The sequence below is a fragment of the Janthinobacterium sp. 67 genome, from assembly GCF_002797895.1.
In the GTDB taxonomy this organism is placed as follows: Bacteria; Pseudomonadota; Gammaproteobacteria; order Burkholderiales; family Burkholderiaceae_D; genus Janthinobacterium.
Genome location: NZ_PGES01000001.1, coordinates 3,611,533 through 3,637,440, shown reverse-complemented (window position 1 = coordinate 3,637,440; position 25,908 = coordinate 3,611,533). Strand labels below are relative to the sequence as shown.

The 25,908-nt window shown below is 60.6% G+C and carries 34 protein-coding genes; 6 read left to right on the top strand and 28 right to left on the bottom strand.

Annotated elements, in window-relative coordinates; translation table 11 throughout:
- Positions 1 to 78: 78 nt before the first annotated feature.
- Genes CLU90_RS16370 through CLU90_RS29370 form a run of 4 tightly spaced genes read right to left on the bottom strand, consistent with a single transcriptional unit; the run spans position 79 to position 982 of the window.
- Positions 79 to 342 carry an ogr/Delta-like zinc finger family protein gene (locus CLU90_RS16370; protein WP_100428409.1) on the bottom strand — a complete coding sequence of 88 codons (264 nt, stop codon included), beginning with the start codon at positions 340 to 342 and terminating at the stop codon, positions 79 to 81.
- Positions 339 to 527: a hypothetical protein gene (locus tag CLU90_RS16365; protein WP_035820911.1), complete on the bottom strand. Its 189-nt coding sequence runs from the start codon at positions 525 to 527 to the stop codon at positions 339 to 341. The genes CLU90_RS16370 and CLU90_RS16365 overlap by 4 nt, the downstream gene beginning before the upstream one ends.
- A 37-nt stretch (positions 528 to 564) precedes the next feature.
- On the bottom strand, positions 565 to 768 hold the full coding sequence (locus CLU90_RS16360) for a hypothetical protein (RefSeq protein ID WP_100428408.1): 204 nt from the start codon (positions 766 to 768) through the stop codon (positions 565 to 567).
- Positions 769 to 778: 10 nt separating this feature from the next.
- Complete coding sequence (locus tag CLU90_RS29370; RefSeq protein WP_157808843.1) at positions 779 to 982, bottom strand: hypothetical protein; 204 nt, start codon at positions 980 to 982, stop codon at positions 779 to 781.
- Between the two features lie 82 nt (positions 983 to 1,064).
- On the opposite strand from CLU90_RS29370, the gene CLU90_RS16350 reads away from it, so the two are divergent.
- Together CLU90_RS16350 and CLU90_RS29365 are read left to right on the top strand one after the other, a co-directional pair.
- Complete coding sequence (locus CLU90_RS16350) at positions 1,065 to 1,508, top strand: helix-turn-helix domain-containing protein (RefSeq protein ID WP_100428406.1); 444 nt, start codon at positions 1,065 to 1,067, stop codon at positions 1,506 to 1,508.
- Positions 1,509 to 1,734: 226 nt separating this feature from the next.
- Positions 1,735 to 2,613 carry a DUF5677 domain-containing protein gene (locus CLU90_RS29365; protein ID WP_157808842.1) on the top strand — a complete coding sequence of 293 codons (879 nt, stop codon included), beginning with the start codon at positions 1,735 to 1,737 and terminating at the stop codon, positions 2,611 to 2,613.
- Positions 2,614 to 2,797: 184 nt separating this feature from the next.
- Here CLU90_RS29365 and CLU90_RS16345 read toward each other — a convergent pair whose 3' ends face one another.
- The 24 genes from CLU90_RS16345 to CLU90_RS16235 all read right to left on the bottom strand — a co-directional run bounded on the left by CLU90_RS16345 (position 2,798) and on the right by CLU90_RS16235 (position 21,449).
- Entirely contained in the window at positions 2,798 to 4,066 is a 1,269-nt protein-coding gene (locus tag CLU90_RS16345) for a phage late control D family protein (protein WP_100428405.1), read from the bottom strand.
- Complete coding sequence (locus CLU90_RS16340; protein WP_100428404.1) at positions 4,063 to 4,671, bottom strand: phage tail protein; 609 nt, start codon at positions 4,669 to 4,671, stop codon at positions 4,063 to 4,065. Before CLU90_RS16340 ends, CLU90_RS16345 begins: the two co-directional genes overlap by 4 nt.
- 15 nt (positions 4,672 to 4,686) lie before the next feature.
- Positions 4,687 to 7,698, bottom strand: coding sequence for a phage tail protein (locus CLU90_RS16335; RefSeq protein ID WP_157808841.1), 3,012 nt, complete (start codon positions 7,696 to 7,698; stop codon positions 4,687 to 4,689).
- A gap of 75 nt (positions 7,699 to 7,773) precedes the next feature.
- Positions 7,774 to 7,887 carry a GpE family phage tail protein gene (locus CLU90_RS16330; RefSeq protein ID WP_071650277.1) on the bottom strand — a complete coding sequence of 38 codons (114 nt, stop codon included), beginning with the start codon at positions 7,885 to 7,887 and terminating at the stop codon, positions 7,774 to 7,776.
- 8 nt (positions 7,888 to 7,895) lie between these two features.
- Positions 7,896 to 8,204: a phage tail assembly protein gene (locus CLU90_RS16325; protein WP_100428402.1), complete on the bottom strand. Its 309-nt coding sequence runs from the start codon at positions 8,202 to 8,204 to the stop codon at positions 7,896 to 7,898.
- Positions 8,205 to 8,241: 37 nt separating this feature from the next.
- The gene (locus CLU90_RS16320; RefSeq protein ID WP_100428401.1) at positions 8,242 to 8,751 is read right to left on the bottom strand and encodes a phage major tail tube protein; all 510 of its coding nucleotides are present in this window, start codon (positions 8,749 to 8,751) and stop codon (positions 8,242 to 8,244) included.
- A gap of 58 nt (positions 8,752 to 8,809) precedes the next feature.
- Positions 8,810 to 9,985 carry a phage tail sheath protein gene (locus tag CLU90_RS16315; RefSeq protein WP_100428400.1) on the bottom strand — a complete coding sequence of 392 codons (1,176 nt, stop codon included), beginning with the start codon at positions 9,983 to 9,985 and terminating at the stop codon, positions 8,810 to 8,812.
- Positions 9,986 to 10,027: 42 nt separating this feature from the next.
- Positions 10,028 to 10,507, bottom strand: a complete 480-nt coding sequence (locus CLU90_RS16310; RefSeq protein WP_100428399.1) for a hypothetical protein — start codon at positions 10,505 to 10,507, stop codon at positions 10,028 to 10,030.
- Positions 10,507 to 11,994 carry a phage tail protein gene (locus tag CLU90_RS16305; protein ID WP_100428398.1) on the bottom strand — a complete coding sequence of 496 codons (1,488 nt, stop codon included), beginning with the start codon at positions 11,992 to 11,994 and terminating at the stop codon, positions 10,507 to 10,509. The genes CLU90_RS16310 and CLU90_RS16305 overlap by 1 nt, the downstream gene beginning before the upstream one ends.
- Positions 11,991 to 12,611, bottom strand: a complete 621-nt coding sequence (locus tag CLU90_RS16300; RefSeq protein ID WP_198511225.1) for a phage tail protein I — start codon at positions 12,609 to 12,611, stop codon at positions 11,991 to 11,993. The genes CLU90_RS16305 and CLU90_RS16300 overlap by 4 nt, the downstream gene beginning before the upstream one ends.
- Entirely contained in the window at positions 12,604 to 13,515 is a 912-nt protein-coding gene (locus tag CLU90_RS16295; protein ID WP_100428397.1) for a baseplate assembly protein, read from the bottom strand. Before CLU90_RS16295 ends, CLU90_RS16300 begins: the two co-directional genes overlap by 8 nt.
- On the bottom strand, positions 13,512 to 13,856 hold the full coding sequence (locus CLU90_RS16290; RefSeq protein ID WP_100428396.1) for a GPW/gp25 family protein: 345 nt from the start codon (positions 13,854 to 13,856) through the stop codon (positions 13,512 to 13,514). Before CLU90_RS16290 ends, CLU90_RS16295 begins: the two co-directional genes overlap by 4 nt.
- On the bottom strand, positions 13,853 to 14,515 hold the full coding sequence (locus CLU90_RS16285; protein WP_100429484.1) for a phage baseplate assembly protein V: 663 nt from the start codon (positions 14,513 to 14,515) through the stop codon (positions 13,853 to 13,855). The genes CLU90_RS16290 and CLU90_RS16285 overlap by 4 nt, the downstream gene beginning before the upstream one ends.
- A 72-nt stretch (positions 14,516 to 14,587) precedes the next feature.
- Positions 14,588 to 15,400: a hypothetical protein gene (locus tag CLU90_RS29360; RefSeq protein WP_157808840.1), complete on the bottom strand. Its 813-nt coding sequence runs from the start codon at positions 15,398 to 15,400 to the stop codon at positions 14,588 to 14,590.
- A 199-nt stretch (positions 15,401 to 15,599) separates the two neighbouring features.
- A complete protein-coding gene (locus CLU90_RS16280; protein ID WP_100428395.1) occupies positions 15,600 to 16,061 on the bottom strand; it encodes a phage virion morphogenesis protein in 462 nt (153 codons plus the stop codon).
- Complete coding sequence (locus CLU90_RS16275; protein WP_100428394.1) at positions 16,058 to 16,546, bottom strand: phage tail protein; 489 nt, start codon at positions 16,544 to 16,546, stop codon at positions 16,058 to 16,060. Before CLU90_RS16275 ends, CLU90_RS16280 begins: the two co-directional genes overlap by 4 nt.
- The gene (locus CLU90_RS16270) at positions 16,530 to 17,054 is read right to left on the bottom strand and encodes a lysis system i-spanin subunit Rz (protein ID WP_232731225.1); all 525 of its coding nucleotides are present in this window, start codon (positions 17,052 to 17,054) and stop codon (positions 16,530 to 16,532) included. The genes CLU90_RS16275 and CLU90_RS16270 overlap by 17 nt, the downstream gene beginning before the upstream one ends.
- Positions 17,051 to 17,611, bottom strand: a complete 561-nt coding sequence (locus CLU90_RS16265) for a glycoside hydrolase family 108 protein (protein ID WP_100428393.1) — start codon at positions 17,609 to 17,611, stop codon at positions 17,051 to 17,053. Before CLU90_RS16265 ends, CLU90_RS16270 begins: the two co-directional genes overlap by 4 nt.
- The gene (locus tag CLU90_RS16260) at positions 17,611 to 17,982 is read right to left on the bottom strand and encodes a hypothetical protein (RefSeq protein WP_086138193.1); all 372 of its coding nucleotides are present in this window, start codon (positions 17,980 to 17,982) and stop codon (positions 17,611 to 17,613) included. The genes CLU90_RS16265 and CLU90_RS16260 overlap by 1 nt, the downstream gene beginning before the upstream one ends.
- Before the next feature lie 46 nt (positions 17,983 to 18,028).
- Positions 18,029 to 18,238, bottom strand: coding sequence for a tail protein X (locus CLU90_RS16255; RefSeq protein ID WP_100428392.1), 210 nt, complete (start codon positions 18,236 to 18,238; stop codon positions 18,029 to 18,031).
- Positions 18,238 to 18,744: a head completion/stabilization protein gene (locus CLU90_RS16250; RefSeq protein ID WP_100428391.1), complete on the bottom strand. Its 507-nt coding sequence runs from the start codon at positions 18,742 to 18,744 to the stop codon at positions 18,238 to 18,240. The genes CLU90_RS16255 and CLU90_RS16250 overlap by 1 nt, the downstream gene beginning before the upstream one ends.
- A gap of 116 nt (positions 18,745 to 18,860) precedes the next feature.
- Positions 18,861 to 19,577, bottom strand: a complete 717-nt coding sequence (gene gpM / locus CLU90_RS16245; RefSeq protein WP_100428390.1) for a phage terminase small subunit — start codon at positions 19,575 to 19,577, stop codon at positions 18,861 to 18,863.
- Between the two features lie 3 nt (positions 19,578 to 19,580).
- The gene (locus tag CLU90_RS16240) at positions 19,581 to 20,597 is read right to left on the bottom strand and encodes a phage major capsid protein, P2 family (RefSeq protein WP_100428389.1); all 1,017 of its coding nucleotides are present in this window, start codon (positions 20,595 to 20,597) and stop codon (positions 19,581 to 19,583) included.
- A gap of 48 nt (positions 20,598 to 20,645) precedes the next feature.
- Complete coding sequence (locus CLU90_RS16235) at positions 20,646 to 21,449, bottom strand: GPO family capsid scaffolding protein (RefSeq protein WP_100428388.1); 804 nt, start codon at positions 21,447 to 21,449, stop codon at positions 20,646 to 20,648.
- A gap of 136 nt (positions 21,450 to 21,585) precedes the next feature.
- Here CLU90_RS16235 and CLU90_RS16230 point away from each other — a divergent pair, with 136 nt between their 5' ends.
- The 4 genes from CLU90_RS16230 (at position 21,586) to CLU90_RS16215 (ending at position 25,448) form a co-directional block, all read left to right on the top strand.
- Positions 21,586 to 23,397: a terminase ATPase subunit family protein gene (locus CLU90_RS16230; protein ID WP_100429482.1), complete on the top strand. Its 1,812-nt coding sequence runs from the start codon at positions 21,586 to 21,588 to the stop codon at positions 23,395 to 23,397.
- On the top strand, positions 23,394 to 24,458 hold the full coding sequence (locus tag CLU90_RS16225) for a phage portal protein (protein ID WP_100428387.1): 1,065 nt from the start codon (positions 23,394 to 23,396) through the stop codon (positions 24,456 to 24,458). The genes CLU90_RS16230 and CLU90_RS16225 overlap by 4 nt, the downstream gene beginning before the upstream one ends.
- Positions 24,455 to 24,670 carry a hypothetical protein gene (locus CLU90_RS16220; RefSeq protein ID WP_086144206.1) on the top strand — a complete coding sequence of 72 codons (216 nt, stop codon included), beginning with the start codon at positions 24,455 to 24,457 and terminating at the stop codon, positions 24,668 to 24,670. Before CLU90_RS16225 ends, CLU90_RS16220 begins: the two co-directional genes overlap by 4 nt.
- Before the next feature lie 556 nt (positions 24,671 to 25,226).
- Positions 25,227 to 25,448, top strand: a complete 222-nt coding sequence (locus CLU90_RS16215) for a hypothetical protein (protein WP_100428386.1) — start codon at positions 25,227 to 25,229, stop codon at positions 25,446 to 25,448.
- The last annotated feature ends 460 nt before the right edge of the window (positions 25,449 to 25,908 follow it).

Sequence of the window (25,908 nt, the reverse complement as noted above, 5' to 3'; positions counted from 1 at the left end):
GGGAGCGCTGCAGGGCACAGCAAATGAGGGGGGAGTTACGGCGGCTGGATTACGGCGGCGCGAGGATCGGGATAGTCATCAGCAGCCCGCAGTCAGGTCCAGGGCCAGCTGGCTGGTGGCTGCCGCGCGCGCATGCTGGGACATCGGGATGCGGATATCGGCCTTGGGCATGGCGGACAGCGAGAGCGTGCGCAGTACTTCCAGGCCTGCCACGAAGGAGTGCCCGCAGTCGGGGTTCTGGCACATGTAGGTGATTTCCTTGAACATGGCGGACATCGTGCGGCTTTTGACGGCGCGGACGGTGTATTCGCAATGCGGGCAGGGCAGGCCGATGACTCTCATTTCAGCTTTCTTTCCACTTGGTACAGGGCGCGACCGCGACCTGTCATGTTTTTTGACTGCTTGCGTAAGCGCGACTTGACGAGCCATTCAGCCGCCTGGTCGATACTTGCCAGCCCCTGGCGTTGGCGCACGAGTTCCAGCACCGCGCGCTCTTCGTCATTGAGGTTAATTTGATGGTCTGGCATTTTCTGTAACTTTAGAGTTGCTCAAAAGTGACTCGGTTTACACACTGCGACGCTGTACGCTGTCGATGGTGGCGTCATCCAAGGCGATCACGGCCAAGGCTTCACGCATCACGATCTGGCGCACCAGCACCGCAAGCTCTTCGCCCTGGTAATTAGCGATTGAGGAAACAAGCTGGTGCTCGTAAGCGTCCAGGCGCAGCATGACGCGGTGGCTGCGGATACGTTTTGCATCGGGGTACATGACGTTGTCCTTAGTGAATGGATTTAGAAGCGAGTTCACGCTTGTAATCGGCGAGGCCGCGAAGGATCAGGAAGCGGAGAAACCAGGCACGGGAGCGCTCCAGTTTTTCTGCGTAGCCTTCGACTTCATTCACCTCGTCCGATGTCAGACGGACGCCAAGGGGCTTAGTCGTGACGCCCTTGGCCGTGCGCCTCGCTATGGATACGTTTTTCATAATGTTATGATCTGTAATCGCTATGGTATGGCATAACTATAGCTCTCAAATGAGAGCATTGTAAAGAAGAATTTGCGCACAAATGAGATCAATTGGTGAAATACTAAAAGAAGAGCGTCAACGGCTGGGCATGAATCAGGAAGATTTTGCTGCCGTCGCCGGGCTGAAGCGACGCGCACAAACGCTGTATGAACAAGACGAGCGTGCCCCGGATGCGCTTTACTTACGAGCGCTGGCTGGGATCGGGGTCGATGTCCACTACATACTTACGGGTGAGAGATTGCAATCAGCCGTTACTTCGGATGAGAGAGAATTGTTGGATGGCTATAGAAGTATGGATGTTCGCGGGAAAGCAGGCGTACTTGGGATGATTGACGGCATGCGCTCGCCAACGCCCCCAGCATCCCAAGCAGGGAATGCCCCACACGTTGAAACCCACGGCAAGATTGGGCAGAATTTCGTGGGGAACATCATTGGGCCGCAGACTTTTAATGTGACCGGCAGCGGACGAAAAAAGGAAAAATAGTCTGCAAATGATAAATCTTCTTATGCTTATTGTAATTGCCACTTGTTTTTTCTGCATAATTTTCAACAACTTGGGGGCGAGCGGTTGACGAAGGTGATGCGATCAGATCCATTTGATACTACATCCACAATCGAATATTTAATTATTGGCCTGTAGTAATGCAAAAATAAATATATAAATTGCACGAGTATGGCTATTTTATGAACTAATTAACTAAGGGGTGTTTATGCAAATGAATCAGGAAGAGTTCGATGGAATTACGAAAAGCATAAGAAATGACGAAGTTGCTGAGATAGTTTTTGGTGCGCTTGTCAAAATCCATATGAAGCTGGAAGAAGTTGCTGGAGAAATGACGGCGGCAGATGAGTGGAAATATGGTTTATTTAAAATATTTTTCAAAAATTACAATACAATACTGACTTTGTCAAAAGGTACGAATTACGTCTTTACTCCAGAAAGAAAATACATAGATGTTAGGTCAATAAATGTTCAAATTAGAACGTGTCATGAACTGTATCTTCTTTTTCAATATATAACAACAAATACAATTGGGAATGGAGACTTGGATGAGAAAGATTTTAAATATGAGTGTTACCGGCTTTCAGGGGTGTTGGATAGTAAAAGAACATACGAGAGAATAAAGGATTTTTCAGGATATCGTGAGATATATGATAGGGAAATTGTCAACATTAAAAGTGAAATTACTGAATGCAAGGAATTTATTGTTAAAAGTCCAGTTTATAAATTACTGAATAAAGATATAAAAGATGCTGTGAAAAATGGTTATTGGCGGGTCGATGCGGAGAAAAAGTTGAGTTGGAACGATTTACTCGCCTACACGAAAATTCCACATGAGTATGGAATTCTTCAGTATCATGTCCTTAGTCTATATGCACATACTAGCCACGCTTCACTCAAGCTGGAAGCTCAGCATGACTACAATATGATCAGCGCATTAGCTTATCTCTATAAGTTAAGTGCTTTTATTTGCTGCTCCACCCTTAATGCTTTTGAATTAAACTCCAATTTTCTTGAAAGGCGAGAAGTGGCATTGATAATTGAGTTGATGGAAATGGGGGATGATGTTATGCCAAGTAAAAAGTAAGGAAGTGGTGCCGCTAATATCTAAATGGGAAAATTGTGCTCGCCAAAAAATGAATCACTGAGTGGAAATTAATTCATTGAGAGCAGGCGGGGGTGAGTTATGGAGTGGTGGCCTAAGATCAAGCTCCCGATACCTCTACTGACGATTGATCTCAACGGCGTAGAAGCCGTCGTTATGAGCAGGTTCATGCGGTTTCGTTGCTGCGGGCTTGAGTAGGCAATCGATTATCGTCACTGTTTTCACGAATGATTTCTCGTACTTCCTCGATATGTCTCCACGCATGCAGGGCCGCCCGCTTCGCGGCCTGCTTGCTCTTGTAAAGATGCTCCAGCGTCTTGAGCATGCCCGTGACACCTGCCTGTTCCTGTCCCGCTTTTTTCCTCTTCGCCGCCACGTCCTTCCACTTTGCCACCACGCCCGTGACGCCTTCGTCCGGGTCTTTCTCGTCCTCGCGCTCGTCCTCGACCGCTTCCGTCTTCGTTTCAAATTCCACCCGCGTGGTAAAGCCGTTGCCGCCCAGGCTGTGCGTGACCTTGACCGATAGCCATTCGGTGGCGTCGATCTCGGGCTTGAAGCCTTGCACGGTGACAGGCGATTGCGGGAACACGGCCGGGTTGCCCAGGGCCAGGGTCATTTCAAAGGTGGCAAGGCCGCGCAGGATGCGCTGCCATTCGGCGACGGCCGCCGCGCGCGCATCGGTTTCGTTGGCGAAGGTGGTGCGCAGGCGCTTGCTGTTGCCGGGCACGCCGGCCACCACGCTGCGGCGGCGCGCGTAGCGCTCGTCATGCCAGAAGGCGCGCACGCCCGTGTAGGCGTCGCTTTCGGCGCTGTGGTAGCGGTGGCCGTCGCCCAGGGCACGCTTGATGGGGATGACGGGCAGCGCCTTGCCGCTGGCGGTGCGGCTCTGGTTGATAGGGATGAACAGCAGCGTGTCATTTTTGACTGTGGCCACCGCGTCGTATTTTCTGCCCAGGCGGCGCAGGAAGGCCGCATCGCTTTCGTGGGTCTGGTCGATGTGCTCGACGGCGGTATCGCGCAGGCGCGCCGACACGCCCGACGCCAGCTCGTTGCGAAAGGCAATCGCCTCGATGATGGCGCCCAGGGTGGTCTTGTGAAAGCTGTGTTCCTGCTGCTGTTTGAAGGTGTCGATCAGGTTGGCAGACCTGGCGCGCAGGGTGATGGTGTCGGGCGCGCCGCTGTGCTCCACCTCGTCCACAGTGAACTTGCCCATATCCACCAGGCCGGACGCTTGCCAGCCCAGCCACAGGGCGATCTGCGCGCCGCGCGGCGGCAGGGCCAGCTTGCCGTCGCTGTCGTCCAGGGAAATGTCGAGCTGGTCGCTCTCGTCGCCACGGCACAGGGTCAAGGTCAAATTGATCAGCCGCGCCGACACGATGGCCGTCAAATCCTTGTCCTCGATGCTGACCTTGAAGGCGGGAATGTGCTCGCTCATTTGAACTTGTCCGCCGCGCTGCCGATGGCGCCGCTGATGCTGCCGCCGATCCTGTCTTTCATCTCGCTGACCACGCCGCCATATTTCGACGTGATGCCGCCGACCACATTGCCCACCACGCTGCCCACGGCATTCCTGGCCGCGCCGGCAATGCTGCTGGTCATGCCGTCGATGCTGAGCATGTTTTTCAGGTCGCCGATGTCGCCCAGGCCGACCATGGCCAGCACGCCGTCGTCGTCGCGCTTGAGCGCAATCGAGAATTCGACGCGCCGCGCGCCGCCGCTGCCGTCCAGGATGCTGCGGCCTTCCGTCATGCTCGTGATGCGGTACGAGCCGAGAATGCGGCCCGTGCCCTGGATCAAAATCCACGACTTGCCTGTGTCGGCCATCATGCGCAGGGCATCGAGCGAATACAGGGAGCCGGTCAGTTCCGGCGCCACCCAGCCCGACAGGGTGATGGTGTCATCGCCGGGTCCCACGTACTGGTGCGCATCGCGCAGGCCCACGCGCGCCGTGCTGGCGTGCTTCCATTCCGTTTGCCGCTGCAGCTCGTGATAGGCCAAGGTCGGCAGGCTGAACACGAACATTCCTAAAATCATCATCATGGTGTGCTTCTTTCTTTAATCGTGGTCGCGCAAGGACGAGCGGATGCGTGCCGCCTTTTCGCGGTCGCGCTGATCGAGCGCCACGCTCACGGCGCGCGCGATGGCTTGAGGATCGGTGCCGACCTGCACATGGAAGGTGATTTCGATCTTGTCGCCTTGAATCGTCATGCCGGCGCCGAACCCGCCCTGGGCCAGCGGTGCCCGCGTGTCGAAGGCGCTGGCCGGCAGGGCGGTGGCCGTGCCGATGGCGATGCCGGCGCCCAGTTGCGTCAGGCGCTGCGCCAGGCCCGATACCTTGGCAATCGGCGCGCCCTCGCTACGGTCCAGGCCCACTGCCAGGCCCTGCATGGTGAAGTCGCCGAGCTGGGCAAACACGCGGCTTGGGCTGTGGATGCCCAACTTTTCCTTGAACCAGGCAATGGTGCTGGAACCGGCATTGCTGATGGCTTCCTTCACGGCGCCCATCGAGCCGGTGATGCCGTTGACCAGGCCGCGCAGGATGTTGGCGCCAAACTCCGTGAACTGCGCCGGCAGCTTGATGCCGAACCAGTTCAACACACCCGCGAATGCCTGGTAAAACACGCCGACCGGCGACCAGTTGACAATCAGGGCGGTGATGCTGCCCATGCCGCCAGCGCAGACGGTGCGCAGGCGCGACCAGATATCGGCGAAGAAGGCGCCGATAGGTTGCCATGATGCGGTGATGCGCTGCAGGATGTTGGCGCCGAAGTCGGTGAACGTGGCCGGCAGCGTGATGCCGAACCAGCCTAGCACGCCCGCGAAGGCGCGATAGAACAGGGCGAGCGGTGTCCAGTTGGCGACCAGTGCGCTGACGCCAGCGATGCCGCCGGCAAACGCGGTCTTGATCTGCGACCAGATGCCGGTAAAGAAACCAGCCAGTGGCGCAAGACCCTTGGCGAGGCGGCCCCGGATACCGGCGGCAAAGTCGGTGAACCTGGCCGGCAGCGCAACACCGAACCAGCCCAGCACGCCCGCGAAGGCGCGATAGAACAGGCCCAGCGGCGACCAGTTGGCGATCAGGTTATTGATGCCGACGAAGCCGCCGGCAAACGCCGCCTTGACGTCTGACCACAGGCCGCTAAAGAAAGCCTTGATCGGCTCCCAGTATTTGTAGATCAGGAAGGCGGCGCCGGCGATGACCGTGATGGCGATGCCAATCGGGGTTAGCGTCAGGGCACGGCCCAGCCACAGCACGGCGCGGCCCGCCCACATGAAGGCGCCGCCCAGGCCGCGCAGGATGGGCGTGAGCACGCCGCCCGTCACGCCCATCTTGGCGAACATGACGTGCAGCATGGCATATGGACCGATCATGGCGGCGATGCCCAGCATCAACGGGCCGAGCACTAGCAGCAGGCCGGCCAGCACGGCAAAGGCCGTAATCATGACCTTGGCCACGGTCGGGTTGCGTTCCATGAAGCCGTTCAGGCGCTGCACGGCGGTAATCGCCATTTCCAGCCCCTGCGCGTACAGCGGCAGGATTTTTTCGCCCATAGTCAGTTTCAAGTTGGCCAGCTTCGACTGCGCTTCCAGTTCCTTGCCGGCGGCCGAGTTGCGGCCCAGCTTGTCCAGCTGATCGATGTTCGCCGCGCCACGGTTCAGCTTTTCATTCTTGTGGATCTGCACGCGCTGCAAATACATTTGCGAATGCAAGTTCGACGCGGTGCGGTTGGAAAAGATGCTACCGATGGCATCGAGCACTTGTTTCTTTTCCGTGATGCCCTTCTTGGCCAATTGCGGCAACAGCACTTTTTCCATCCATTCGAACTGGTTTTCGCGGAACAGCTCGGAACCTAGCAGCGCACCAGGATCGAGAAAGGAAATTTGCCCGGCCTTGTCGTGCTTGACCTTGCTTTTGTCGCCGATCAGGCCGAACTCTTCCAGCTTTTTGGCCGAGCGTTTCGTGGTACGGCCCTGGTACAAGTTCTGATACGCGCTCATCAAGGAAGTGCCGACGCGGTTGCCGCCCATTTCCTGCACTAGCGGTTCCATCTGGTAGTAAAACGCATCGTCCTTCAAACCCTTGGCAGCAAGGCCGCCCGTCTTGATCATGTTCAGCCATTCATTCGGCCCGACGCGCCCGCCTGTGGCGGTAATCACTTTCTGCACGATATTGGCCTGGGCTTCGAACTTTTCCTTGCTCTCCAGGCCGCCGCGCAGCTCGATCACCTTGAGCATGTCCATGAACTTGCGTTCATTGTCGGCGCCCTCGGCCTCGCCAAAGAAAGCGTGATTGGCAAACTTCATCTTGGCCAGGGTAGGGGCGACCATTTCCGCGTGGTGCACATCGGCAAAAGCACTCATGCCGTCGCGCATGAGCTGCAGATTGTCGAGCTGGCTGGTGCCGTAGGTTTTCATGTTGCGCGCGAAGGCGACGGCCTCGGCCGATACCTTGTCGCCCAGGCCCAGCGCGTTGACCCTGCCCACCTCCGTTTGATAGTGCTTGGCCTCGTTCAGCCCCTTGACGACGGGCGCGCCCAGCACGGCGCCCGTGGCGGTCGCGCCAGCGCCGGCCATGGCCAGGTTGCCCGCCTTGTTGCGCAGCTTGTCGGCATGCTGGGTAGCGTTGGTGACGCGCTGCTGCTTGGCGGCGGACGCGGCCAGGCGCTTTTGTTGCGAGGCCAGTTCAACGTTCGTCAACTGGATACTGTTTTTTAGCCATTCCTGCGCCTTGCCCAACTGGCGCGTGTCGATGCCTGCGTCTTTCAGGCTGGTGCGCAGGACGCGGAATTGCTGGCTCTGTTCTCGGCCTTTCAGCGTCAAGGCCTGCGTGACTTTGACTGCAGCGTTAAATTCGCGCGTCAGGGCACGCGTGGGCGTCGTGGTCTGCTTCATTTTCGCAGCAAGATCATTGAGTTTGTCTTGCGCTTCTTTCAGCTTGGTACGCGTCGCATTGATCCCGCTATGCAGTTCGCGGAATTTTCCCAGGTTTCTCTGCTGGGTGTTCAGCTCGCGCAAGCGGTCGCTGGTCGCCTTCAATGCCTTGGCCGTGTCGCTGGAGCCTCCCATGATTTTTTTCAGCGGGCCGGTAATCTTGTCCAGTGCCGCAAATACCACCTGTAATTTCAGATCCCGACCAGCCATCTATTCCGCTCCGCTTCGTTGCCGGGCGCGTTCGCGCCAGGCCATCAGTTCATCAATCGTAAAATCGTCCATCGCCGCCGGCGTCCAGTGGAAGACGCCGGCAATGTCGGCCATGGCGTCTTCTATTTCGCCGGGGATACCGAAAGGCGATCGGCTTTGCTCGCCAAAAAACCGGCAACCTCGGCGCCCACGGCCAGCAGGTCGGCCGGGTCCATGTTGGCGATGTCGTGCGCGGTCAAGGTCGGCTCGGTGATGCGCGGCAGCACAATCTGCAGGGCCGACACGTTCAGGTTGGCCAGCTCGATCAGGGAAATGCCGCGCAGGGCGCCCGCCTTGGGTTTACGCACGGTCAGCGAAGTGATGAAGGTGTCGCCGCGTTTGATCGGGTCGTCCAGTTCGATGACGGCGCTGTTTTGGGTATCGTTGTTCATGGTGGTTTCCTTGTTGTGGTGTGATTAAAAAAGGGGACTACAGGCCGATGGCCTTGCGGATGGCCGCGTTGGTGTCGCCGCCGCCGAAGTTCTCGGTGCCGCTCATGAAGTCCAGTTCGATGACCGTGGTGCCGTCGATCATCAGCTTGTAATAGCTGCAGGCCATGGTGTACTTGTGGGTGGTGTCGTCGCCCATCTTGGCGCCGCCCATATCGATTTCCTTGTAACGGCCACGCACGACGACCTCGACGGCGGCGACCGTGCCATCGTCGTCTTCCTGGTAGGCGCCGGCAAAGCGCAGTTGCACGGCGCCGTGCGTGTGGGCGCCGTACTGTTTCAGGGCTTCGGCGATCAGGCCACCGCCGCTCCATTCCAGCGACAGCGCCTCGTTGCCGAAGTCCACGGACACGGGGCCGCTCATGCCGCCGGCGCGGTACTCTTCCATCTTGCGGCTCAGTTTGGGCAAGGTGACTTCCGGCACCATGCCCATGAAGGAGACGCCGTTCTGGAACAAGTTAAAATTTTTCAGTTTGCGGGGCAGGCCCATAATTTCTCCAGTAGTTCAGTGCGCCCGTGCAGGCGCGGGCAGGGTGGTGATTGGACGGTTACGCGGCGATGCGCGAGGCGAAGTCGGCCAGGTAGCGGTCGGTGATGCGCTGCTGGAATTTCAGGTTTTCCAGCGGCGGCACGGGCGTGTAGTCGTAATCGATGGCCAGCTTGCCGTCTTTCAGCGCCGTCTTGTCGTTGTATTGCTCGTCATACCAGGCATGGCCGTCGATGATGTAGCCCTGCAATTTCAGGTCGCGGAACTTGGCGTTGATGCTTTCCAGCAGGTCGCGCACCAGGGACGGATGCAAGGGCAGGTCGACATAGGCGAAGTGCGCCTCGGCGATGGTGTCGGCCAGTACCTGGGCCGTGCGCGTGTAGCTCTCGAAATAGAAGAAGCCGCCCGGCGCCTCGCAGGTGCGCGAACCCCAGAAGCGGTAGCCGCCCATGTTGATCAGGGTAGTCACTTCCTTGGCGTTGAGCACGCCCGAGTCGGTGGCCGGGTCTTGCAGGTCGAAAAAGACATCCTTGCTGATGCCGGTGGGGCCGTTGATGACCACGTTGGACAGGGTTTTGTGCCAGCCCGCTTCCTCGTCGATCTTGGCGCGCAGGCCCATGGCGTAGGCGACGGCGGAAATGCTGGCTTCCTCGTCGATGGCGGTGTTCCAGTCGACAAAATCGGGCCAGATGATCATGACCTCGCGCTGGCCGAACTGGCCGCGATAGGTGGTGGCCGCCGTGACGGTGGCGCAGCCGTAGGCCGACGCATACACGAAGCCGCGCAGCCGCTGCGCCACGCTGGCCAAGGCGTTTGTCACGGCCTGGGTATCGAGGCCCGGCGCGCCCAGGATGCGCGGTTTCACGCCGAGTTTACTTTGCGCGGCCAGCAGCGCCTGGGCGCCCAGGTACTTGCCGTCCGGCGAGACGCCGCCCACGGCATTGCTGGTGGTTTCCGCTTCCGTCTCGCCTTCGGCCACGCGCACCACGACCGTCAAGGGTTTGGTTTGCGCGGCGATGGCCTGCAGGCTGCGGTACAAGGTGCCTGTCTTGCCGGCCTTGCCCATGGCGGCCAGCACGTTGGTAACGAGCACGGGCGTGTCGAGCGGGAAGGCCGCCGGGTCGGCATCGTCGGCCGTGGCGATCAGGCCCAGCACGGCGGTGGACACGGTGCGGATCGGGCGCGAACCCTCGTTGATTTCAATGACGCGCACGCCATGGTGGTAGTCGGTGGCCATACTCTGTTCTCCTTCGGTAATGCGGTTGTGGGATGGTCGGTCTTACAGTTCGCCTGGCGGGAAGACGCCCAGCAGCGCGGCGGGCGCCTGGGCGACGATGTGCTGATAAGCGGCATTGACGGCCTGTTTTAGCGCGTCCGCATGCGTCGCCGCCAGCACGGCCGGCACCTCGGTGATATCGAGCAAAGCTTGCCGCGTCACCAGCACGGCCTGCACGGTGCGCTGGTCGGCCTCCTCGACGGCGGCAAAGCCGATGCCGCTCAAGCGGTTGAGGATCTGGTCGCGCTTGGTGCGCACGCTGTCCAGGTACGCTTGCGCCACCTGGGCATACGGTTCCGGCTCCGGCGCGCTGATGGCCAGCTCGCCGTCAAGGAAGGCAAAGCTGTGGCCTGGCGGGCGCTGCAGCACGGCGGCGAAGTCTTCCTGGCTGACCTCGATCACGTCAGCCGGTAAGCCATTCGGATACGCCAGGTCAAAGGGATAAAAGTTGCCGGTAGTGGGGGAGTAGCGGGTATGCATCATCAGTGTCCAATGGCGAAAACGCGCACGTTGCCGCTATACGCGCAAATCAGCGTGACGTCGTTGTTGTTTTCCAGGTAGGTGGCCGGTGGGCTGGCCACGCCGCTGTTGTTGGCTGCCGTCCACACGCCGACCAGTGCGGTCGGGAAAGCGATGGTCCAGCTCACTTTGCTTGGCACGTTGGCCTGCAGGGCAACGCTCGTCCATTGCATGAGGAAGTCGCCGGGCAGGCGTTTGTGGCCGTAGGGCGTCATCGACGAGGAAAATTGCAGCGTGTCGCCTTGCTGCGCCGTGCCCATGGGCGCCCACTGCGTGGCCGTGACCGCCACGAAGGTCAGGAAGTCGCCGACGTGAAAGATGACGGGGGAGGTGCGCGTGATGAAGGACGCCTGCGCGCCGGCAATGGCTTTACCCGTTCCACCAGTGCAATAGAACGTCACCGCCGCGCCGGTTGGCAGGCCCAGCGCACTGGGCGCTGGCAGGGTAACGCTGTAGTCGCCACTGAACCAGAGTACCTTGCCGATATCGCTGGCGAGCAACATGCGGTTGGCCGACACGGCCACCATTTCGCCGTGCTGCATGCCGCGCTTCTGCAGGCTTTCCATGGTGGCCAGGCGCAAGGAGATGTCGAATGGCGCGGCGGTCTCGCCACAGGCGGCACCGACATCGGCCGTGCCGGAGAGCACCGCGCTGCCGTCGCAGTACAGCAGGCGTTCACGGTCTTTCAGCAATGCGACGCCCGCCGCTGTGGCCGTCTTCATCGCCAGGGCAAACGCACCCGTGGTTTTGTTGCGCACCGTCCAGCTGCGCGCCGTTGGCGGCACGATGACGTTGACGCTCCCCGTCAGCAGCCCCGTGAAGGTGAGCACATCGGCCTGCGCTTCGGCGTCGGTGAGCACCACGTCCACCTTGCCAGCCACGGATTTATTCAGGAGGATCAGCTCTTTCGGCTTGTATTGCGGGTGCGGGTCAGGGGCGGCCAGGTGCTGCGCCAGCAGCGTGTCGGCATAGGCGCGCACCTCGATAATTTGATCGTCCGCGTACTTGCGGGTGGCCAGAATGACGGCCGGGTCGATTTTCAGCTCGATGGCGGCCGTGCTGGCGACGATCAGCACCACGCGCACCACTTGCGTGCGCGCGCTGCCTTCGGCCATGACAGGCTTGTAGCTGGGCGGGCAGTTGGCCACCGCGCACAGGTCGCCCGCCTCGTCGTAGATACCGATTTCGCGTATCCACCAGCCGCCCACGTTCTCGGGCAAGACTTGCTCGACGATGATCTGGCTGGCGTTGGCCGGGTCGATGGCCAACTGGTTCAGGTCGGCCCGGCGCACTTCGCGCACCAGCGCCTTTTGCATGCGGTCAGGAATCGGCAAGGCGCCGTTACCGTCGCCCACGCCCATTTTTTTCAGTTTCAGGGTTTGGCCCAGGGCGATGGCGTTGGCCAGCTTGGCCTCGCCCACCTGCGTCAGAACGGCAAAGTATGTGCTCATGGATAGATGGTCATCGTGTCAATGGTATGGGATGCGCCGGCTTGCAACAGCGTGCCGCGCACTTCGATTTCTTCGGCGATCCACGGATAAACCGTCATCGCATCGCCGTGGTAGGTGGCCAGGCCGATCTGTGCCTGGCCACGGCTTTCCAGATACAGTGCCAGGCCCGTCAAATGCCGGCTGACGGGCTTGGCGTCGGCGATCAGGCGTTCCATTTCCTGAAACATGGCGTCCGTGATGCCCGTGTCGAGCACGCCCACGTCGAGGCGGAATGTGCCCGGCGTGCCCGGTGGCGTGGTCTGCCACCATTCGGTGATGCGGATCAGATAGCCCAGCGACTCGACCACGCGGCGCACGGCGGCAATCGTGCCCTTGTGCTTGTGGATGAAATAGGACGCCTTGATCGTGCCGCGCTTGATCGACTCGGGCCAGGCGTCGTCCCATCGATCGACGGAACAGGCCCAGGCCAGGAACGGCAGCAGATTGACCGGGCAGCGGTCGGCGTTCCACAGGTCGCGCAGCGGCACGGGCACGTTGACCAGCTCGGCGCAGGCCACGGCAATGGCGCGCTCGAGCGCCGTGGTGTTGGGCGGCAGGGTGGGCACGATGCTATTCATCGAGCACCACCACGTTCAAGTTGATGCCGATGCATCGCGCGGCCTGGGTGGCGTCCAGTTCGATATCCGCCGCCGGGCTGGTCAAGACGACCTTGCGCACGCCCTCGACGTGCACGGCGGCGCTGCAGGCGGAACGATAAATGCTGTGACCCAGCGGGCGGCGCGGCTGCGACACGCGCGCGGCGTTGGCGCGCGCGGCATCCAGCAGAATCGGCACTTCCGGGCCGACGCCGATAAACAAGGTGGCCTCGATCTGGTAGTCGATGACCTGTGCGGCCTGTACCACCAGGCGGTCGCCCAGGGGGCGCACTTCCTCGGCGTTGAGCGCACGCGCCACGATGGCCAAGAGCGCGGCGTCGGCAATGCCGGTGGCGTTGTTGGCCAGCACCGTGACGGTGACGTGCGCCGGCGCCGGGCTGGTGGCACTGGCGTCCTTGACGCGGCCATCGCTGCTGCGGGCGTGAAATTCATACGAGGCTTTCGGGCCGGCCACGGACAGGCCGTCCGGCGCTTCCTGGATGCGCAGACGGTAGGCGTCGTTGTCTTCCATGACAGCGGTCACGGGCGGCATGGCGTTGGGATTGGCCGGCGTGATGACCAGGCGCGCCACGTTGACGTTGGCGCCCAGCTGGTCCAGGTCGCCGTCGAGGGCAAATGCCAGCATGACGGCCTTGCCGGCATCGTTGACGCGGTTACGCAGGATGGTTTCCTGATAGCTGTTCTCTTCCAGCAGCTTGGTGGCCGGTTCCGATTCCAGGGCCAACAGGGCCGTGACGGCGGCGCGCTCGGCTTCCGGCAGCAGGCTGACCAGATGCGTCTTGCGGCCAGCCAGGATGGCTTCGAAGTCGAGTACTTCTACCACGCTGGGCGCGGGCAATTGGGTCAGGTCGATGGGCGTGCTCATATGCTGCCGCCTTGCTTGACGGGCACGGCCAGGGTGATGCCCTGGCCATTCGCCGTGCCATCGAGCAGCAGGGTGATGGCGCCGTCCGTGTCGCGCGTGAGCTGCACGCTGGCGAGCTGCAAACGCGGCTCCCAGCGGCGCAGGGCAAAGGCGGTGGCCGCGTAGATGCGCAACTGCGTGGCGCTGTTCAGGGGCTGGTCGATCAGCTCTGGCACTTCGGAGCCATAGCGGCGGCGCCGGATGCGCGAACCCATGGGCGTGGTGAGAATGTCGGCCACGGACTGGCGCAGGTGATCCAGGCCCGTCAGGCTGCGCCCGGTGGCGGCGTGCATGCCCATCATGCTTGTGGCCCGCCCGACTGGTCGCCGCCGGCCTTGACGCCACCGTGCGGATGCTTGGCCAGGCTGATGGCACCGGCCAGCACGTCGTCGGTCGCCTTGATGGAACCTTGCACGGCCATGGCCACGCCGCCAGCGGCGCCGGCCCTGGCATTCACGCCGCCGTTCAGGGTAGTGGCGCCTTCCACGGTGGTGGACTGCTTGACGATCAGGTTTTTCATGACGGTCAGGTCGCCCGTGCAAATGGTGCTGGGTGCGTTCGACGTCACCTTGTCGGCGGTGATGGTAGCGGTGCCGCCGGGCAGGGTGGCCGTCAGGGCATGGGCCGCATGGTCGTACTGCACCACGGCGCCGTCAGGGTAATGCGTGGTGTGGATGGTATCGCTGGTTTCTGGTGCGTCAAATTCCTGGGAATACAGCGCGGGCACGATGATGCCGCGCGTCAGGTCGCCGCCAGGGGAAAAGACGATCACCTGTTCGCCGACAGTCGGCGCCGACCAGGTGCGCGTGCTGCCGGCGCGTGGGGTGGCCCATTTCAGCCATTCGGTGGTGAGGTTAGGGCCGAGCCGGACACGCGCCTTGGCCCCTTTGACCTCGGCGATGGTGCCCAGGCGGATCAGGTTTTGCAAGAAGCGGAGGAGGTCGGACAGGTCGGTGTTCATGCAATGCATGTTGCCGAAGTCCGCGTGCAGATGCACGCGGGGGCGGGTTGATATGGGGCTTAGTAACTAAGGTCAACTACTTGGGGGAGTATTTTTATCGGTACAGCTATAAGTTGCGAATGAACTCGGTAATTGTACTTTTTCAAACATCTCATTTCTTGCCGTTACAGCTTGAATCCAAGATATTTCAGGTATTTTGGTATCGTCAACGAGAATCCTTTGTTGCTCAGGGCCCAAGAAAACGGCGTTACCAGACACTGGTCTCCCTGCACAGTTCACGTTTGAGTAAAAATCAGTGGCACGGGCTAGGACATATGTCCGTTTACTTAATTGTTCGGGTCCTAACAGGAAGTAGATAAACAGAAGTGAAACGCCACTTACTGTTATACCTGATATCGAAAAAATCCAAGCCTGCCAAGATTTTTCGTTGTCTCCAAATAGGAAAAAATAAGCGAACGCTATAATGCTCCAGATAAGTAGCGCCCAAAATAATGGCTTTCCCAGTAAGAACACTTGGACTAGGGTCATTATTCGTAAGGCATTTGGAAATGCGGAAGCATCTATCCCGAATACTCTATTCAAATTGTTTGCTGCTTCTATTGAACTCGTATATACGAAAAATGCCATCAATGCTGCCAATCCAAGTTGCAATGCAAGATCGCCTTTGAATGCTTTTGCAATTCGAGAATTCGCCACAAAAAGAAATTGGTAGAAAACAAAGAGCGCAATGCCAAGCCAAAGTGCATATGGAGATAAAGATCTAATTATGGCAATATCTGATTGTCCCCATGAGCCCGCAATAATGTAGACAAGTATAAAAGCAAACCATCCAATTAAGCTTATTGCAAGTTCTTTTGTTTTTTTGTTTTTTTCTTCTTCTTTCATTTCAAGCCTTATGATTTTAAATATTTTTTAAGAATAAAGAATGTAGTTATTTATTTTTATGGTATTAATTTTTCTATTTTCTATTTTGCATTTGAAATTTTTTCATGAATTAATTCGTTTTATATTTAATGGGTAAATTTCCTTTCCATTCCTCTGTGTAGTTCTTGCAATCATATTTCCATTTCGAAGTATATTAGTTCTATTTCATGTGACTTAGCAAGGATTCTCGTATTAACGTCCTATCCAATCCACTCAAACCGAGCAGTTGGCGCTCTGGATACTTATAAACGGGTCCTTTTTTTGAAACGGACTCGGGCTGGCCACACTGGTGCACGCGCGCCACGCGCGCTACCCAGCCAAAGAAGCCGACCTCGATCTGGTCGCCGGTTGCCTTCACTTTCAGGTGTTTGGCGGTACGGATCTTGGCGAACATCGCCGCCTTCTGCCGCTTGATCCGTCCGTTCTTGCCTTTGAATTCTTTACGCCGCTTGCGCGCAGGGTAGGCCGTGCCATCCGGCCCCTGCTGTGCCTTGATGCGCTGCGCCTGGCTGCGGCGCAGGTCGATGGCCACCTTGTGATTGATGGCGCGGCGCTGGGCTGGCTGCAGCTTGGCCAGCAGGGCGCCGGCCCAGGCTTCCAGCGCGTGCAGGTCGTCGCTCATGATGTCGCCTGCGGCACTTGCCATTCTGCCAGCAGGGTGCCGCCGTCGTACAGCGTCCAGAACTCGTCTGCATAGCCGGGCGTGCCTTGCGGTTCGGCCGCATGCTTGATGTCATGGCGGCCACCTTCGCCGCGCTTGACGATGACGCGCTCGGTCAAATCCAGCTTGATCGAGATATCAACGGTTTCATGGTTATTAAAATCCACTTCAAAGCTGATGCCGCGCTTGCGCTGTTCCTCGTTGGCCATCAGTTCCGTCTGGTGGACTTTCAGCCACGCGATCGTGGCTACCATGATGGCGTCGGCGTCGCCCGCGTAGTCGGTCACGATCAGGTTCAATTTAAAACGGTATTCGAAGGAGAGGGAGGCGGTGGCGGTGGCCACCACGTTGCCTTCGTCGACGAAGACGACGAGGCGATCAGGATCGCGCTGCAGCTCGGGGATGGCGGCGGCCAGGTGCTGGCGCAGGCTATTCGGTTTGTACATGGTAGCTGTCCCGTACTAGGTTGTAGGCATCGATGCAGGCGTTCAGTTGCCGGGTGGCGGCGTCGCCGTCGCTGGCGATGGCGTCAAGAGCTGCCGCAGCCGCGCCGCCAAGTTCGGCACGCGCTTGGTGGCGATCGCCGTCGGCAGGGGCGGAATCTGCGGGGCCGGGGCCAGTGCCGGGGCACAGGCCAGTGATGGGGATTGACAGGCGGATAGCGCCGCTGCGCACGTCAGCCATAAAGCGGTTGCGGTCAGTTTGTGCATGGTGGTTGTCCTCGGTGAGTTGATCGGTGCGCGCGGTGAGCTGGCCGGCGGCCGCGCGTTCCACTTGCAGCACGCGGCCGGTGGCCTGGACCAGTGCGGTAGCGGCCGTTTCCTGGGCGGTGGCCGCGGTGCGGCGCAAGTTGGCCAGGTCGGCGTCCTTGCGCCAGCCCTGCACCGTCCAGCCCAGCACGGCGCCCGCCAGCAGGCCCACGGCCAGCGCGCGCCAGGGCGGCGCCGCGATCACGGCGCCACCCGCGTGCGCAGCCAGCCGAACAGAAAGCGGCGCTGCGTCTTGTTCGCTTCCGTGATATCCAGATAGCGCGCCGCCTGCAAGCCGTTCAGGGCGCGCAGCATGACGGTGGCGCCTTCCTGGCCGCGCCAGGCGAGAAAGGCGGCCAGTGCGCCCAGCGACTGCGCGCCCAGGTGGCCATCGACGGTGAGTACGGGATAGCGCGCGCCCGTATCATTAAAACCGTTCAGCCAGCGCTGCAGGAATTCGGCCGCCACGCGCGGGCCCATGTTGACGCCCGTGTCGATCAGCTCCGCGCCGATGCCGGCGTGGATGGACAGCGCCTGGTCGAACTTCGGCCCCGTGATGTAGCGCGCCCGGTAGATGGCGCGCGCCAGCGCCACGGGCAAGTCGCGCATGGCGCCCTGGTAGCCGTTGGCGCGGGCCACGGCCACGGTAATGCCAAAGTTGGTTTCGCCGCCCTTGTCGTGCGGGTCGTTCACATAGCCGCCTTCGGCGCGCAGCACGTCATCGATGGCGCGCGCGATCAGCGGATGCTCGGTGGTGGCCATCAATGCTCCTTCGCATCGTTGACCAGCTCGGCGATGTCCTTGTCGCTGCGGCGCTGGAACCACAGGGCCACGGCGCGCGATACCCACCAGCCGGGCGCGCCCACGATCAGGTCGACGGCGGAAGCGTTGACCATGGCGCCGATAGCGGGCAGTTGCGCGCACAGCAGTTGGTATGCGGTGCCACCCAGCAGGCACGAGAACACGCCGGCGCAGGCCAGGCGGGCGACAAATTCGCCCTTGTTGAAGGTGCCGTCGCTGTTCAGCGGCGGCAGCACGATGTACAGCATGGCGGCGCCGATCATGCCCAGCGCGGCCTTGAAGCCGTACAGTTTGACCAGGGCGGCGAAGCCACCAAACGATTCTGCGGACATAGCTTGTTTCTCCATGATGAGGATAAATTAAAAGTTGTTAAAGAAGTCAGTCCCATAGCTGCACAACGTCGGCCACGGTGGCTGTGCTGGCGGCAGGTTCCGGCAAGGTGACGAGCAGGCCGGCCGGCAGCACGGCGCCGTGGCGCGCCAGGGCCGGATTCATTTCCAGCGTCTGCTCGACATAGCCGGCGCCGTCGCCCAGGTAGCGCCACACGAGCGCGTCTACCGTGTCGTGCTGCTGCGTGCGCACCTGCATCAAATCAGCTCCACCGTCAAATGCGTGCGCCCGACCATATCGGCGATGGCCCATTGCGCATTTCTGCGCTGCGCGCCGGGCGCTTCGTCCAGCCATTCCATGCTTTTCTTGTCGCTGGCCGACGACGCCGTGGTGTCGTAATCGCGGTAACGCTCGATCAAGTCGGCTTTCGCCGTGCTGTAGACGGCGCGCCGGTACTGCGCCAGCAAGCGGCTTTCGCGGTTGATGCGTGCGGCAGGCACGTCCGTCAGTGCAGCGATGCCGGCGGCCGCATGCTGGCCCTGCCAGGCTGCCAGCTCGCGGTTGACCTGCAAAATGGCATCGACCACGGCTTGCACCAGGCGCGCGTCGGTGACGGTGCCGTCCAGGCGCATGGCGTCGCGCATTTCGGTAAGCAAAATGTCGGGAAACCAGCCATCGTTTTCCACGATGCCGGGCGTGGGGCTGGGCGCCGGCGGCGTGCTGGCGGCATCTGGAGCACGGGGAGGAAGGGCGATAAAGGACATGGGCGTGTGCTGTGGAAGTGAAAGGGGAGGCGGTGGACGGGGTTCATCAGGCCGGTATTTTGGTAAATGCGTTGGCCAGAATCCCCCCGTGCCGCCTGTGCGCCGGGGGCTGCTCTTTAGCTGGAATCGGCCGCGCGCTTGATGCGCCGCTCCAGCCGTTCCATATCTTTCTTGACGCCGACGGACTCGGATAAGGCCCGCGCGCGCTGCAACTGCGCCATGGCGGCGCCGGCTTGTTCCAGCAGGGCCGGGGCGATGTCCGTCGCGTCCTGCTTGTCTAGCACGGCCACCATGGCCAGGCCGATGGCCTTGTGCAGCTTGGCGCGCGCCTGGTCGGGCGCGTCGCTGGCGGCCGTCATGGCTTCGGCGGCGCTCAGCACGGCCACGGCATGCTGCGGATCGCTACCCAGATTGCCCTGCAGGTAGGCGGCGGCGAATTCATCGAGCATCATGGTCGGAATGTCGCGGCTGTAGGTTTCCGGCAGAGTAAAGCGGTGTTCCATGCAGTAGGCGGCAATCACCAGGGCGCGGTCATATTCGCCCGTGTCGATGTGCCACACCAGCAGGGTGGCCACGACGTCGTCCTGCGCGCCCTTGCCACCGGCCAGCACGCCGTCGATCCACTGCGCATAGGTCGGCAGCATGGTGGCCTTGACCTCGATCTTGCGTTCGACGGACTGGATGGATTTCAGGCGGCGCCGGTCGTCGGACAATTTATAAAGCATCAGCTCATACGCGCTGCCGGTGGTCACGCCCTGCGGCTCGGCGGCGCCGGCCGTGCGCTCGGCCAGCATGCGCGCGCGGTGGCGCAGGGCAGGAGACAGATTGCCCATGGCTTAGGCTTTCAGCTCGATGTGCTCGACCAGCGCGGCCAGGCCCAGGTCTTCGATGACATACGCGTCGTTGGACGACTCGTAGTTCTCGATGCGGTCGCGCGAAGGTTTGTCTTCCACGCGGCGGCGGCGCGCGCCGTCCTGGAAGTAGATCGACAGATTGTCGAAGCGGGTAATCAGGATGGCGTTGTCCGGGAAATAGGGCACGCGTACCGCCGGCAGGCCGCCGATGCGTTTCTGGCTGATGATGATGTCGGCCGCCAGGGTTTCCGTGGGCGCCTGCTTGGTGTTCACCAACGGGAAGTATTTGTCGCTCAAGAGCTTGCGGCCGACGATGGCGACCAGGCCCGTGTCTTCCTGATACCACGGGTCCAACAGGTTGACGGCATCGACCACGGCCGCGTCCAGATTGGCATAGTCGTCATCCGCGCCGCTGCCGATGACGACCTTGCCCGGCAGGCCGGCGCCGGCCAGGCCCAGCACGCGCTCGGGCGCCTGTTCGCGCAAGTGCTGCAGCCAGCCCTTGTTCACGTCCTGCAGCAGCGGATTGGCGGCCAGGTCGGTGTTGGCCATGATCTTGACGCCATTAAAACCGATGACGATGCGATCCAGCGCCTGGCGAATCACGATGGCATTGGCCACGCGCGATTGAAAATCGGGGAACTTGGCCCAGGCGTCCAGCTTGGCATACGTCAGGTGCGTGTCGAAGTTGGTTTGCTCGCAGCGGTATTTCGTGCTGTCCAGGGTGGACAAGTCGCGCGTTTCGCGTTCCTTGTCTTTGGTGTTGGTGCGGCCGGCAATCGGGCCGGAGACGCCCAGGCCCAGCTTTTCGCCTTCCTGCTCGGCCACGCCCATGATGTTGATTTTTGAGAGGAACTCGCTCGATTCCTGCATCTTCGTTTCCAGTTTTTGCTGCACGCTGGGCGCCACGCTGAAGGTTTTGGCCACGCTGTCCGTGTCGTTCAGTTGGCCCAGGCGGGTTTCGTACTGGCTGTACACCTGGCGGGTTTGCTTTTTCATCTGTTTTTGCTCCGTGATTGATGGTGTGTGGGGGGCGGGCGCGGACGCTTAAAACTCGGTCTGCACGGCGCCGTCGTTGCCGGTGGCGGACGGGCGGCGCGGCGCGTTGCCGGGCGCCGCGTCCATCTGCGCCTTGAAGGCGTCCAGGTCGGCCTGCGTGGCTGTCAAGGCCGTTTCCGCTTTGTCCAGGCGCGTCAGGGCGCTGGCGTAGTTGTCATTCGCCGTGACGACGTGGCCGGCCAGCGCTTGCACGGCTTCGCTGATGTCGGCGAACTGCGCGGCGTCGCTGCCGGATTTATTGGAAAAACGCGACAGCAGGTTTTTGACGGCATCAGCCAGTTTCACGCCAGCCGGTTCATCGAATGTCAGTTCGACTTCGACGCAAGTGCTAAACAGGTTGGTGCTGTGCTGCTTGCGGTTGGCCGAGAATTTCAGGGCATCGGTGCCCAGGCTGGCCGGGCTGTCGGTGACGCCCAGGCCGACCAGATAGGGCTGCGCCGTGTCGGCAAAGTCCGGCTGGATTTCCAGGCTGGTGTACAGCTTTTGTTTTGCCTTGTTGATGGCGACCAGTTCCGGCGTGGGTTCGATCTGCGCGAACAGGGCCAGTTTCTTGCCGCTGTCCGTGTCCACTTCCTCGGCTTTCACAGCGATTACGTCGCCGTAGGCTTTGAACTGGCTGTCGGGCAGGATGCCGCGAATGTGCTCGAGCCAGATGCGCGCGCCGTAGGTTTTCGGGTTGTAGGTGGCGGCGATCTGCTCGATGGTGGCGCGGTCGATGTTGCGGCCGTCCGTGGTGGCGCCTTCGGTGGCGACGCGGAAAAACTTAGATGGCTTTGTCGATGGTTTGGACATGGTGGATGTTCTCGGTTGATCGGATAACGCCATGGTCAACGTCTTGGCGCCGCGATTCAATGCGGTGCGGGTTGCTATGGGTCATAGCGACTTTTGCCTTTCCCCGCTCCGCGCGCGCGCGGCCTACGCTGGCGGCATGCTGACAATTGAGAAAACAAGCGAACAAACCCCCGACGAGAAAATCGCCGAATTGGCCGTGCCCGAATCCGAGCCGCGCCGCGCCGCGCGCGCCCTGTACTGGAAGGGCTGGCGCATTTCGTCCATCGCCCGCCACCTCGGAATTAAGCGCAGCACCATCAATAGCTGGAAAGCGCGCGACGAATGGGACAAGGCGCAGGCCATCGAGCACGTCGAGGCGTCGGCCGAGCTGCGCCTGGTCAAGCTGATCGAAAAAGAGGTCAAGAGCGGCAGCGACTACAAGGAAATCGATCTGCTGGCGCGCACCATCGTGCAGATGGCGCGCGTGCGCCGCTATGAGCAGCCGGGCGGCAACGAGGTCGATCTCAACCCCAAGCTGGCGAACCGCAATGCGGGGCCGAAGAAAAAGCCGACGCGCAACGACTTCAGCGAAGAGCAGAAAATCCAGCTGCTCGACGCCTTCCAGGATTCGCTGTTCGATTACCAGAAAGTTTGGTATCGCAACGGCGACCAGCGCACGCGCGCCATCCTCAAGTCCCGCCAAATCGGCGCCACCTGGTACTTCGCCCGCGAAGCGCTGGCCGACGCCATGGCCACGGGCCGCAATCAGATTTTCCTGTCCGCCTCAAAAAGCCAGGCGCACGTCTTCAAGCAATACATCGTGCAATTCGCACGCGAGGCGGCCGGTATCGAGCTGACGGGCGACCCCATCGTGCTGCCGAACGGCGCGCATCTGTACTTCCTGGGCACCAATGCGCGCACGGCACAGGGCTACCACGGCAATTTCTACTTCGATGAATTCTTCTGGACGCAGAACTTCCAGGAACTTAACAAAGTTGCCTCGGGCATGGCCATTCACAAGAAGTGGCGCAAGACCTACTTTTCCACGCCATCCTCGACTACGCACCAGGCCTATCCGTTCTGGACGGGCGAGCTGTTCAACAAGCGCCGCGCCAAGGTCGACCAGGTGAATATCGACGTGAGCCATGCCCGCCTGTCGTCCGGTTTCACGGGCGAGGACAAGATATGGCGCCAGATCGTCACCATTCTCGACGCCGAGCGCGGCGGCTGCAACCTGTTCGACATCGACGAGCTGCGCAACTTCGAATACAGCCCGGACCAGTTCGACAACCTGCTGATGTGCAATTTCATTGACGACTCGGATAGCGTTTTCCCCTTGAACGAGCTGCAGCGCTGCATGGTCGATTCCTGGGTCGAATGGGACGACTACAAGCCACTGCTGGGCCTGCGCCCCTTTGGCAACCGCGCCGTGTGGATCGGCTACGACCCGGCCTTGAACGGCGACAGCGCCGGTTGCGTGGTGCTGGCGCCGCCCATGACGGCCGGCGGCAAGTTCCGCGTGCTCGAGCGCCATCAGTGGCGCGGTCAGAGCTTTGAGGACCACGCCGAAGCCATCCGCCAGATGACGCAGCGCTACAACGTCGAATACATCGGCATCGACACGACCGGCATGGGCATCGGCGTGCTGCCCATCGTGCGCGGTTTCTTCCCGGCCGTCACGGCCCTGAACTATTCGCCGGAAGTCAAAACGCGCATGGTCTTGAAGGCCAAGAACATCATCAGCAAGGGCCGGCTGGAATTTGACGCCGGCTGGATCGACATCGCGCAATCGTTCATGGCGATCCGCAAGACCCTCACGCCCAGCGGGCGGCACGTCACCTATGTGGCGGGGCGCAGCGACGAGACAGGCCACGCCGACCTGGCATGGGCCTGCATGCACGCGCTCGACCACGAACCCTTTGAAGGCAGTACCGACAACCACCAATCCATCATGGAGATTTATTCTTGAGCAAAGCACGACATCAGCGCGCCTGCGCGCGCTCTGCACCTGGCGCAGATACGGCCGCAGCCCCGGCGCCCGCCGCCGCCGGCATCCAGGCGTTTTCCTTCGGCGACCCGACGCCCGTGCTCGAGCACGCCGACATTCTCGACTGCTTCGAATGCTGGAAGAACGGCCACTGGTATGAGCCGCCCGTCAACCTGGCGGGCCTGGCCAAGTCCTTCAATGCCGGCGTGCACCACAGCAGCGCGATCCACTTCAAGGCCAACGTGCTGGCGTCCACCCTGATGCCCAGCAAGTATTTGTCGCGCGACGCCTTCAAGCGCCTGGCGCTCGACTTCCTGACGTTCGGCAACTGCTACCTGGAAGACCGTCCCAGCCGCAGCGGGCGCCCTTTGAGCTTCGCGCACGCGCTGGCCAAGTACATGCGCCGCGGCATCGACTGGGACACGTATTTTTTCGTGACCAATCACGGCACGGCGCACCAGTTCGAAACGGGCCGCGTGTTCCATTTGATGGAACCGGACGTGAATCAGGAGCTGTACGGCGTGCCGCAGTACCTGAGCGCGCTGCAATCGGCCTGGCTCAACGAGGCGGCCACACTGTTCCGCCGCAAATACTACAAGAACGGCTCGCATGCCGGCTTCGTGTTTTACATGACGGATGCCGCGGCGAACACGCAGGACGTGGACAACCTGCGCCAGGCCATGCGCGACAGCAAGGGGCCGGGCAACTTCCGCAACCTGTTCATGTACGCACCGAACGGCAAGAAGGATGGCATCCAGATTCTGCCTGTGTCGGACGTGGCCGCCAAGGACGAGTTTTTCAGCATCAAGAGCGTGACACGCGACGACCAGCTGGCCGCGCATCGCGTGCCGCCGCAGCTGATGGGCATCCTGCCAAACAATGCCGGCGGCTTCGGCGCCGTGGAACCCGCCGCGCGCGTCTTCGCCCGCAACGAGCTGGTGCCGCTGCAGTCACAGTTCATGGCGATCAACGAGTGGGCCGGCGTGGAAGTGGTGAAGTTCGCCCCGTATGACTTGGGCCTGGGCAAGGAGACTGCGCAATGAGCGACCACGTGGACAACACCGACAAGATCATCTTTGCCGAGGTGGCGCGCGGCCTGGCCGCCGTGCGCGGACGGCCCGCCCTGGTGGCGCACGGCGCCTGCCACTACTGCGACGAGCCGCTGGCGCCCGGCCTGCCGTTCTGCAACGTCGATTGCCGCGACGACTACGAGAAGGAGCAGGCGGCGAAGGCGCGCGCCGGCCGTCCAGCATGACCGCCACGCCGCGCTGACCGGCAGGGCCGGGCCGCGACAGCCCAGCCGCGCCAGAGCGCCCCAGCCACCGCACAAGCCGCCCATGAGGCGGCTTTTTCACGTCCCGACGATTGGCATTGTCATTGAAGCAAGAAAAAGCCCCATTTCTGCCCGGCGCGCGCAGTTGTCCCCCCTCCACACCTGCCCGCTAGTTAGGGCTCTTTTGACTCAAATTTGCGCCATGGCCGAAGGCGCATGAGGACTGGCGCGGCGGGGCGAAGAGGGGTATGCGATTTGACGCATTTTGACGCACTTTGGAGGTGTTTTTCGTGTGCGGTGCACTCCTATGGGAATGTGAATTTTGACGCCCTGGCGGGGCTATATCGTGGTTGCAATAACCTGTTAAGGACCTGCTTTTAATACGTAAGGCCTCGCGCATGCTTGTCACCGCTGAAGATGCCGCCTACAATCGGTTTGTTAGTGTAAATCCATTACTATCCCCTTCATGGGATCAACTATATTTCAAGGGCCTTCGAATTCCGCGGTGACCGGGCGAAGACTAATTTCAGGAGACAATATGTCAGATAGTATGCTTGAAGTGGAAAAACAACTTAAGATTGCAGTCGGCCGTATAGCTTTGCTTGAGGCTGCCCTTGGTACGTTGATTAGACACCAATTGTCCAAAGAGCAGATCGGTGAATTGGTAACTCACCTTGATACGGAGAACGCTCGCTTGCTTCAGATTGGGGTCCCAAATCTGGACGGTAGCATTCTAAAGGTCCTTAAAACAGTCTTATGATATTGCGAGGATAGGTCTGATTGTTGTAGGCACATTTGTAGGTGCGAACCAGCATAATGGCTGCAAACCGCATTTAAGATCGGTATTCGCATTACACCGCTTCCGTAAAATAAAGAAACCGCCTTCAGGCGGTTTTTTATTGCCTGGCGGAAGCGAGCGGTGCGCCTGCGCGTTCTGCGGGTGAGATTCGAAGAGCTGGGCTTACGGACCCAGACTGCCCCGAATCATCTCCTTGCTGTCGCTGCTTGGCAGCTCCGCGCGCCAAGGGGCATGCATGGCTCTAAGTAGGTTCTCGGCTGAGCTGGCTTTTAAAACGCCGAACACATCAGCGTGTGGGGAAATGACAGACCCGAATCTTGTGCCTAGTTTGGTGGCACCAGGACGGTGCCGCCTCCCGCGTAATGGGTGGGGGCCCTACAGGCGCATGATCCGCCAAGCCTTCTGATAGGCCTGAAATTAC

Bases quoted from the DNA above. Each gene is read 5' to 3' on its own strand.
- CLU90_RS16230 (WP_100429482.1), top strand. From the start codon at position 21,586: ATGCTGACAATTGAGAAAACAAGCGAACAAACCCCCGACGAGAAAATC.
- CLU90_RS16215 (WP_100428386.1), top strand. From the start codon at position 25,227: ATGTCAGATAGTATGCTTGAAGTGGAAAAACAACTTAAGATTGCAGTC.
- CLU90_RS16360 (WP_100428408.1), bottom strand. From the start codon at position 768: ATGTACCCCGATGCAAAACGTATCCGCAGCCACCGCGTCATGCTGCGC.
- CLU90_RS16265 (WP_100428393.1), bottom strand. From the start codon at position 17,611: ATGGCCACCACCGAGCATCCGCTGATCGCGCGCGCCATCGATGACGTG.
- CLU90_RS16240 (WP_100428389.1), bottom strand. From the start codon at position 20,597: ATGAAAAAGCAAACCCGCCAGGTGTACAGCCAGTACGAAACCCGCCTG.
- CLU90_RS16255 (WP_100428392.1), bottom strand. From the start codon at position 18,238: ATGCAGGTGCGCACGCAGCAGCACGACACGGTAGACGCGCTCGTGTGG.
- CLU90_RS16365 (WP_035820911.1), bottom strand. From the start codon at position 527: ATGCCAGACCATCAAATTAACCTCAATGACGAAGAGCGCGCGGTGCTG.
- CLU90_RS29370 (WP_157808843.1), bottom strand. From the start codon at position 982: ATGAAAAACGTATCCATAGCGAGGCGCACGGCCAAGGGCGTCACGACT.
- CLU90_RS29360 (WP_157808840.1), bottom strand. From the start codon at position 15,400: ATGAAAGAAGAAGAAAAAAACAAAAAAACAAAAGAACTTGCAATAAGC.
- CLU90_RS16310 (WP_100428399.1), bottom strand. From the start codon at position 10,507: ATGATGCATACCCGCTACTCCCCCACTACCGGCAACTTTTATCCCTTT.
- CLU90_RS16325 (WP_100428402.1), bottom strand. From the start codon at position 8,204: ATGAACAACGATACCCAAAACAGCGCCGTCATCGAACTGGACGACCCG.
- CLU90_RS16280 (WP_100428395.1), bottom strand. From the start codon at position 16,061: ATGAGCGACGACCTGCACGCGCTGGAAGCCTGGGCCGGCGCCCTGCTG.
- CLU90_RS16260 (WP_086138193.1), bottom strand. From the start codon at position 17,982: ATGTCCGCAGAATCGTTTGGTGGCTTCGCCGCCCTGGTCAAACTGTAC.
- gpM (WP_100428390.1), bottom strand. From the start codon at position 19,577: ATGGGCAATCTGTCTCCTGCCCTGCGCCACCGCGCGCGCATGCTGGCC.
- CLU90_RS16290 (WP_100428396.1), bottom strand. From the start codon at position 13,856: ATGATGGGCATGCACGCCGCCACCGGGCGCAGCCTGACGGGCCTGGAT.
- CLU90_RS16275 (WP_100428394.1), bottom strand. From the start codon at position 16,546: ATGTACAAACCGAATAGCCTGCGCCAGCACCTGGCCGCCGCCATCCCC.
- CLU90_RS16330 (WP_071650277.1), bottom strand. From the start codon at position 7,887: ATGGCCGACATTGCCGGCGTCTTCCACTGGACGCCGGCGGCGATGGAC.
- CLU90_RS16345 (WP_100428405.1), bottom strand. From the start codon at position 4,066: ATGAGCGAGCACATTCCCGCCTTCAAGGTCAGCATCGAGGACAAGGAT.
- CLU90_RS16220 (WP_086144206.1), top strand. From the start codon at position 24,455: ATGAGCGACCACGTGGACAACACCGACAAGATCATCTTTGCCGAGGTG.
- CLU90_RS16295 (WP_100428397.1), bottom strand. From the start codon at position 13,515: ATGAGCACGCCCATCGACCTGACCCAATTGCCCGCGCCCAGCGTGGTA.
- CLU90_RS16305 (WP_100428398.1), bottom strand. From the start codon at position 11,994: ATGAGCACATACTTTGCCGTTCTGACGCAGGTGGGCGAGGCCAAGCTG.
- CLU90_RS29365 (WP_157808842.1), top strand. From the start codon at position 1,735: ATGCAAATGAATCAGGAAGAGTTCGATGGAATTACGAAAAGCATAAGA.
- CLU90_RS16235 (WP_100428388.1), bottom strand. From the start codon at position 21,449: ATGTCCAAACCATCGACAAAGCCATCTAAGTTTTTCCGCGTCGCCACC.
- CLU90_RS16335 (WP_157808841.1), bottom strand. From the start codon at position 7,698: ATGGGAGGCTCCAGCGACACGGCCAAGGCATTGAAGGCGACCAGCGAC.
- CLU90_RS16320 (WP_100428401.1), bottom strand. From the start codon at position 8,751: ATGGGCCTGCCCCGCAAACTGAAAAATTTTAACTTGTTCCAGAACGGC.
- CLU90_RS16285 (WP_100429484.1), bottom strand. From the start codon at position 14,515: ATGAACACCGACCTGTCCGACCTCCTCCGCTTCTTGCAAAACCTGATC.
- CLU90_RS16370 (WP_100428409.1), bottom strand. From the start codon at position 342: ATGAGAGTCATCGGCCTGCCCTGCCCGCATTGCGAATACACCGTCCGC.
- CLU90_RS16250 (WP_100428391.1), bottom strand. From the start codon at position 18,744: ATGTCCTTTATCGCCCTTCCTCCCCGTGCTCCAGATGCCGCCAGCACG.
- CLU90_RS16350 (WP_100428406.1), top strand. From the start codon at position 1,065: ATGAGATCAATTGGTGAAATACTAAAAGAAGAGCGTCAACGGCTGGGC.
- CLU90_RS16315 (WP_100428400.1), bottom strand. From the start codon at position 9,985: ATGGCCACCGACTACCACCATGGCGTGCGCGTCATTGAAATCAACGAG.
- CLU90_RS16300 (WP_198511225.1), bottom strand. From the start codon at position 12,611: ATGAATAGCATCGTGCCCACCCTGCCGCCCAACACCACGGCGCTCGAG.
- CLU90_RS16340 (WP_100428404.1), bottom strand. From the start codon at position 4,671: ATGATGATGATTTTAGGAATGTTCGTGTTCAGCCTGCCGACCTTGGCC.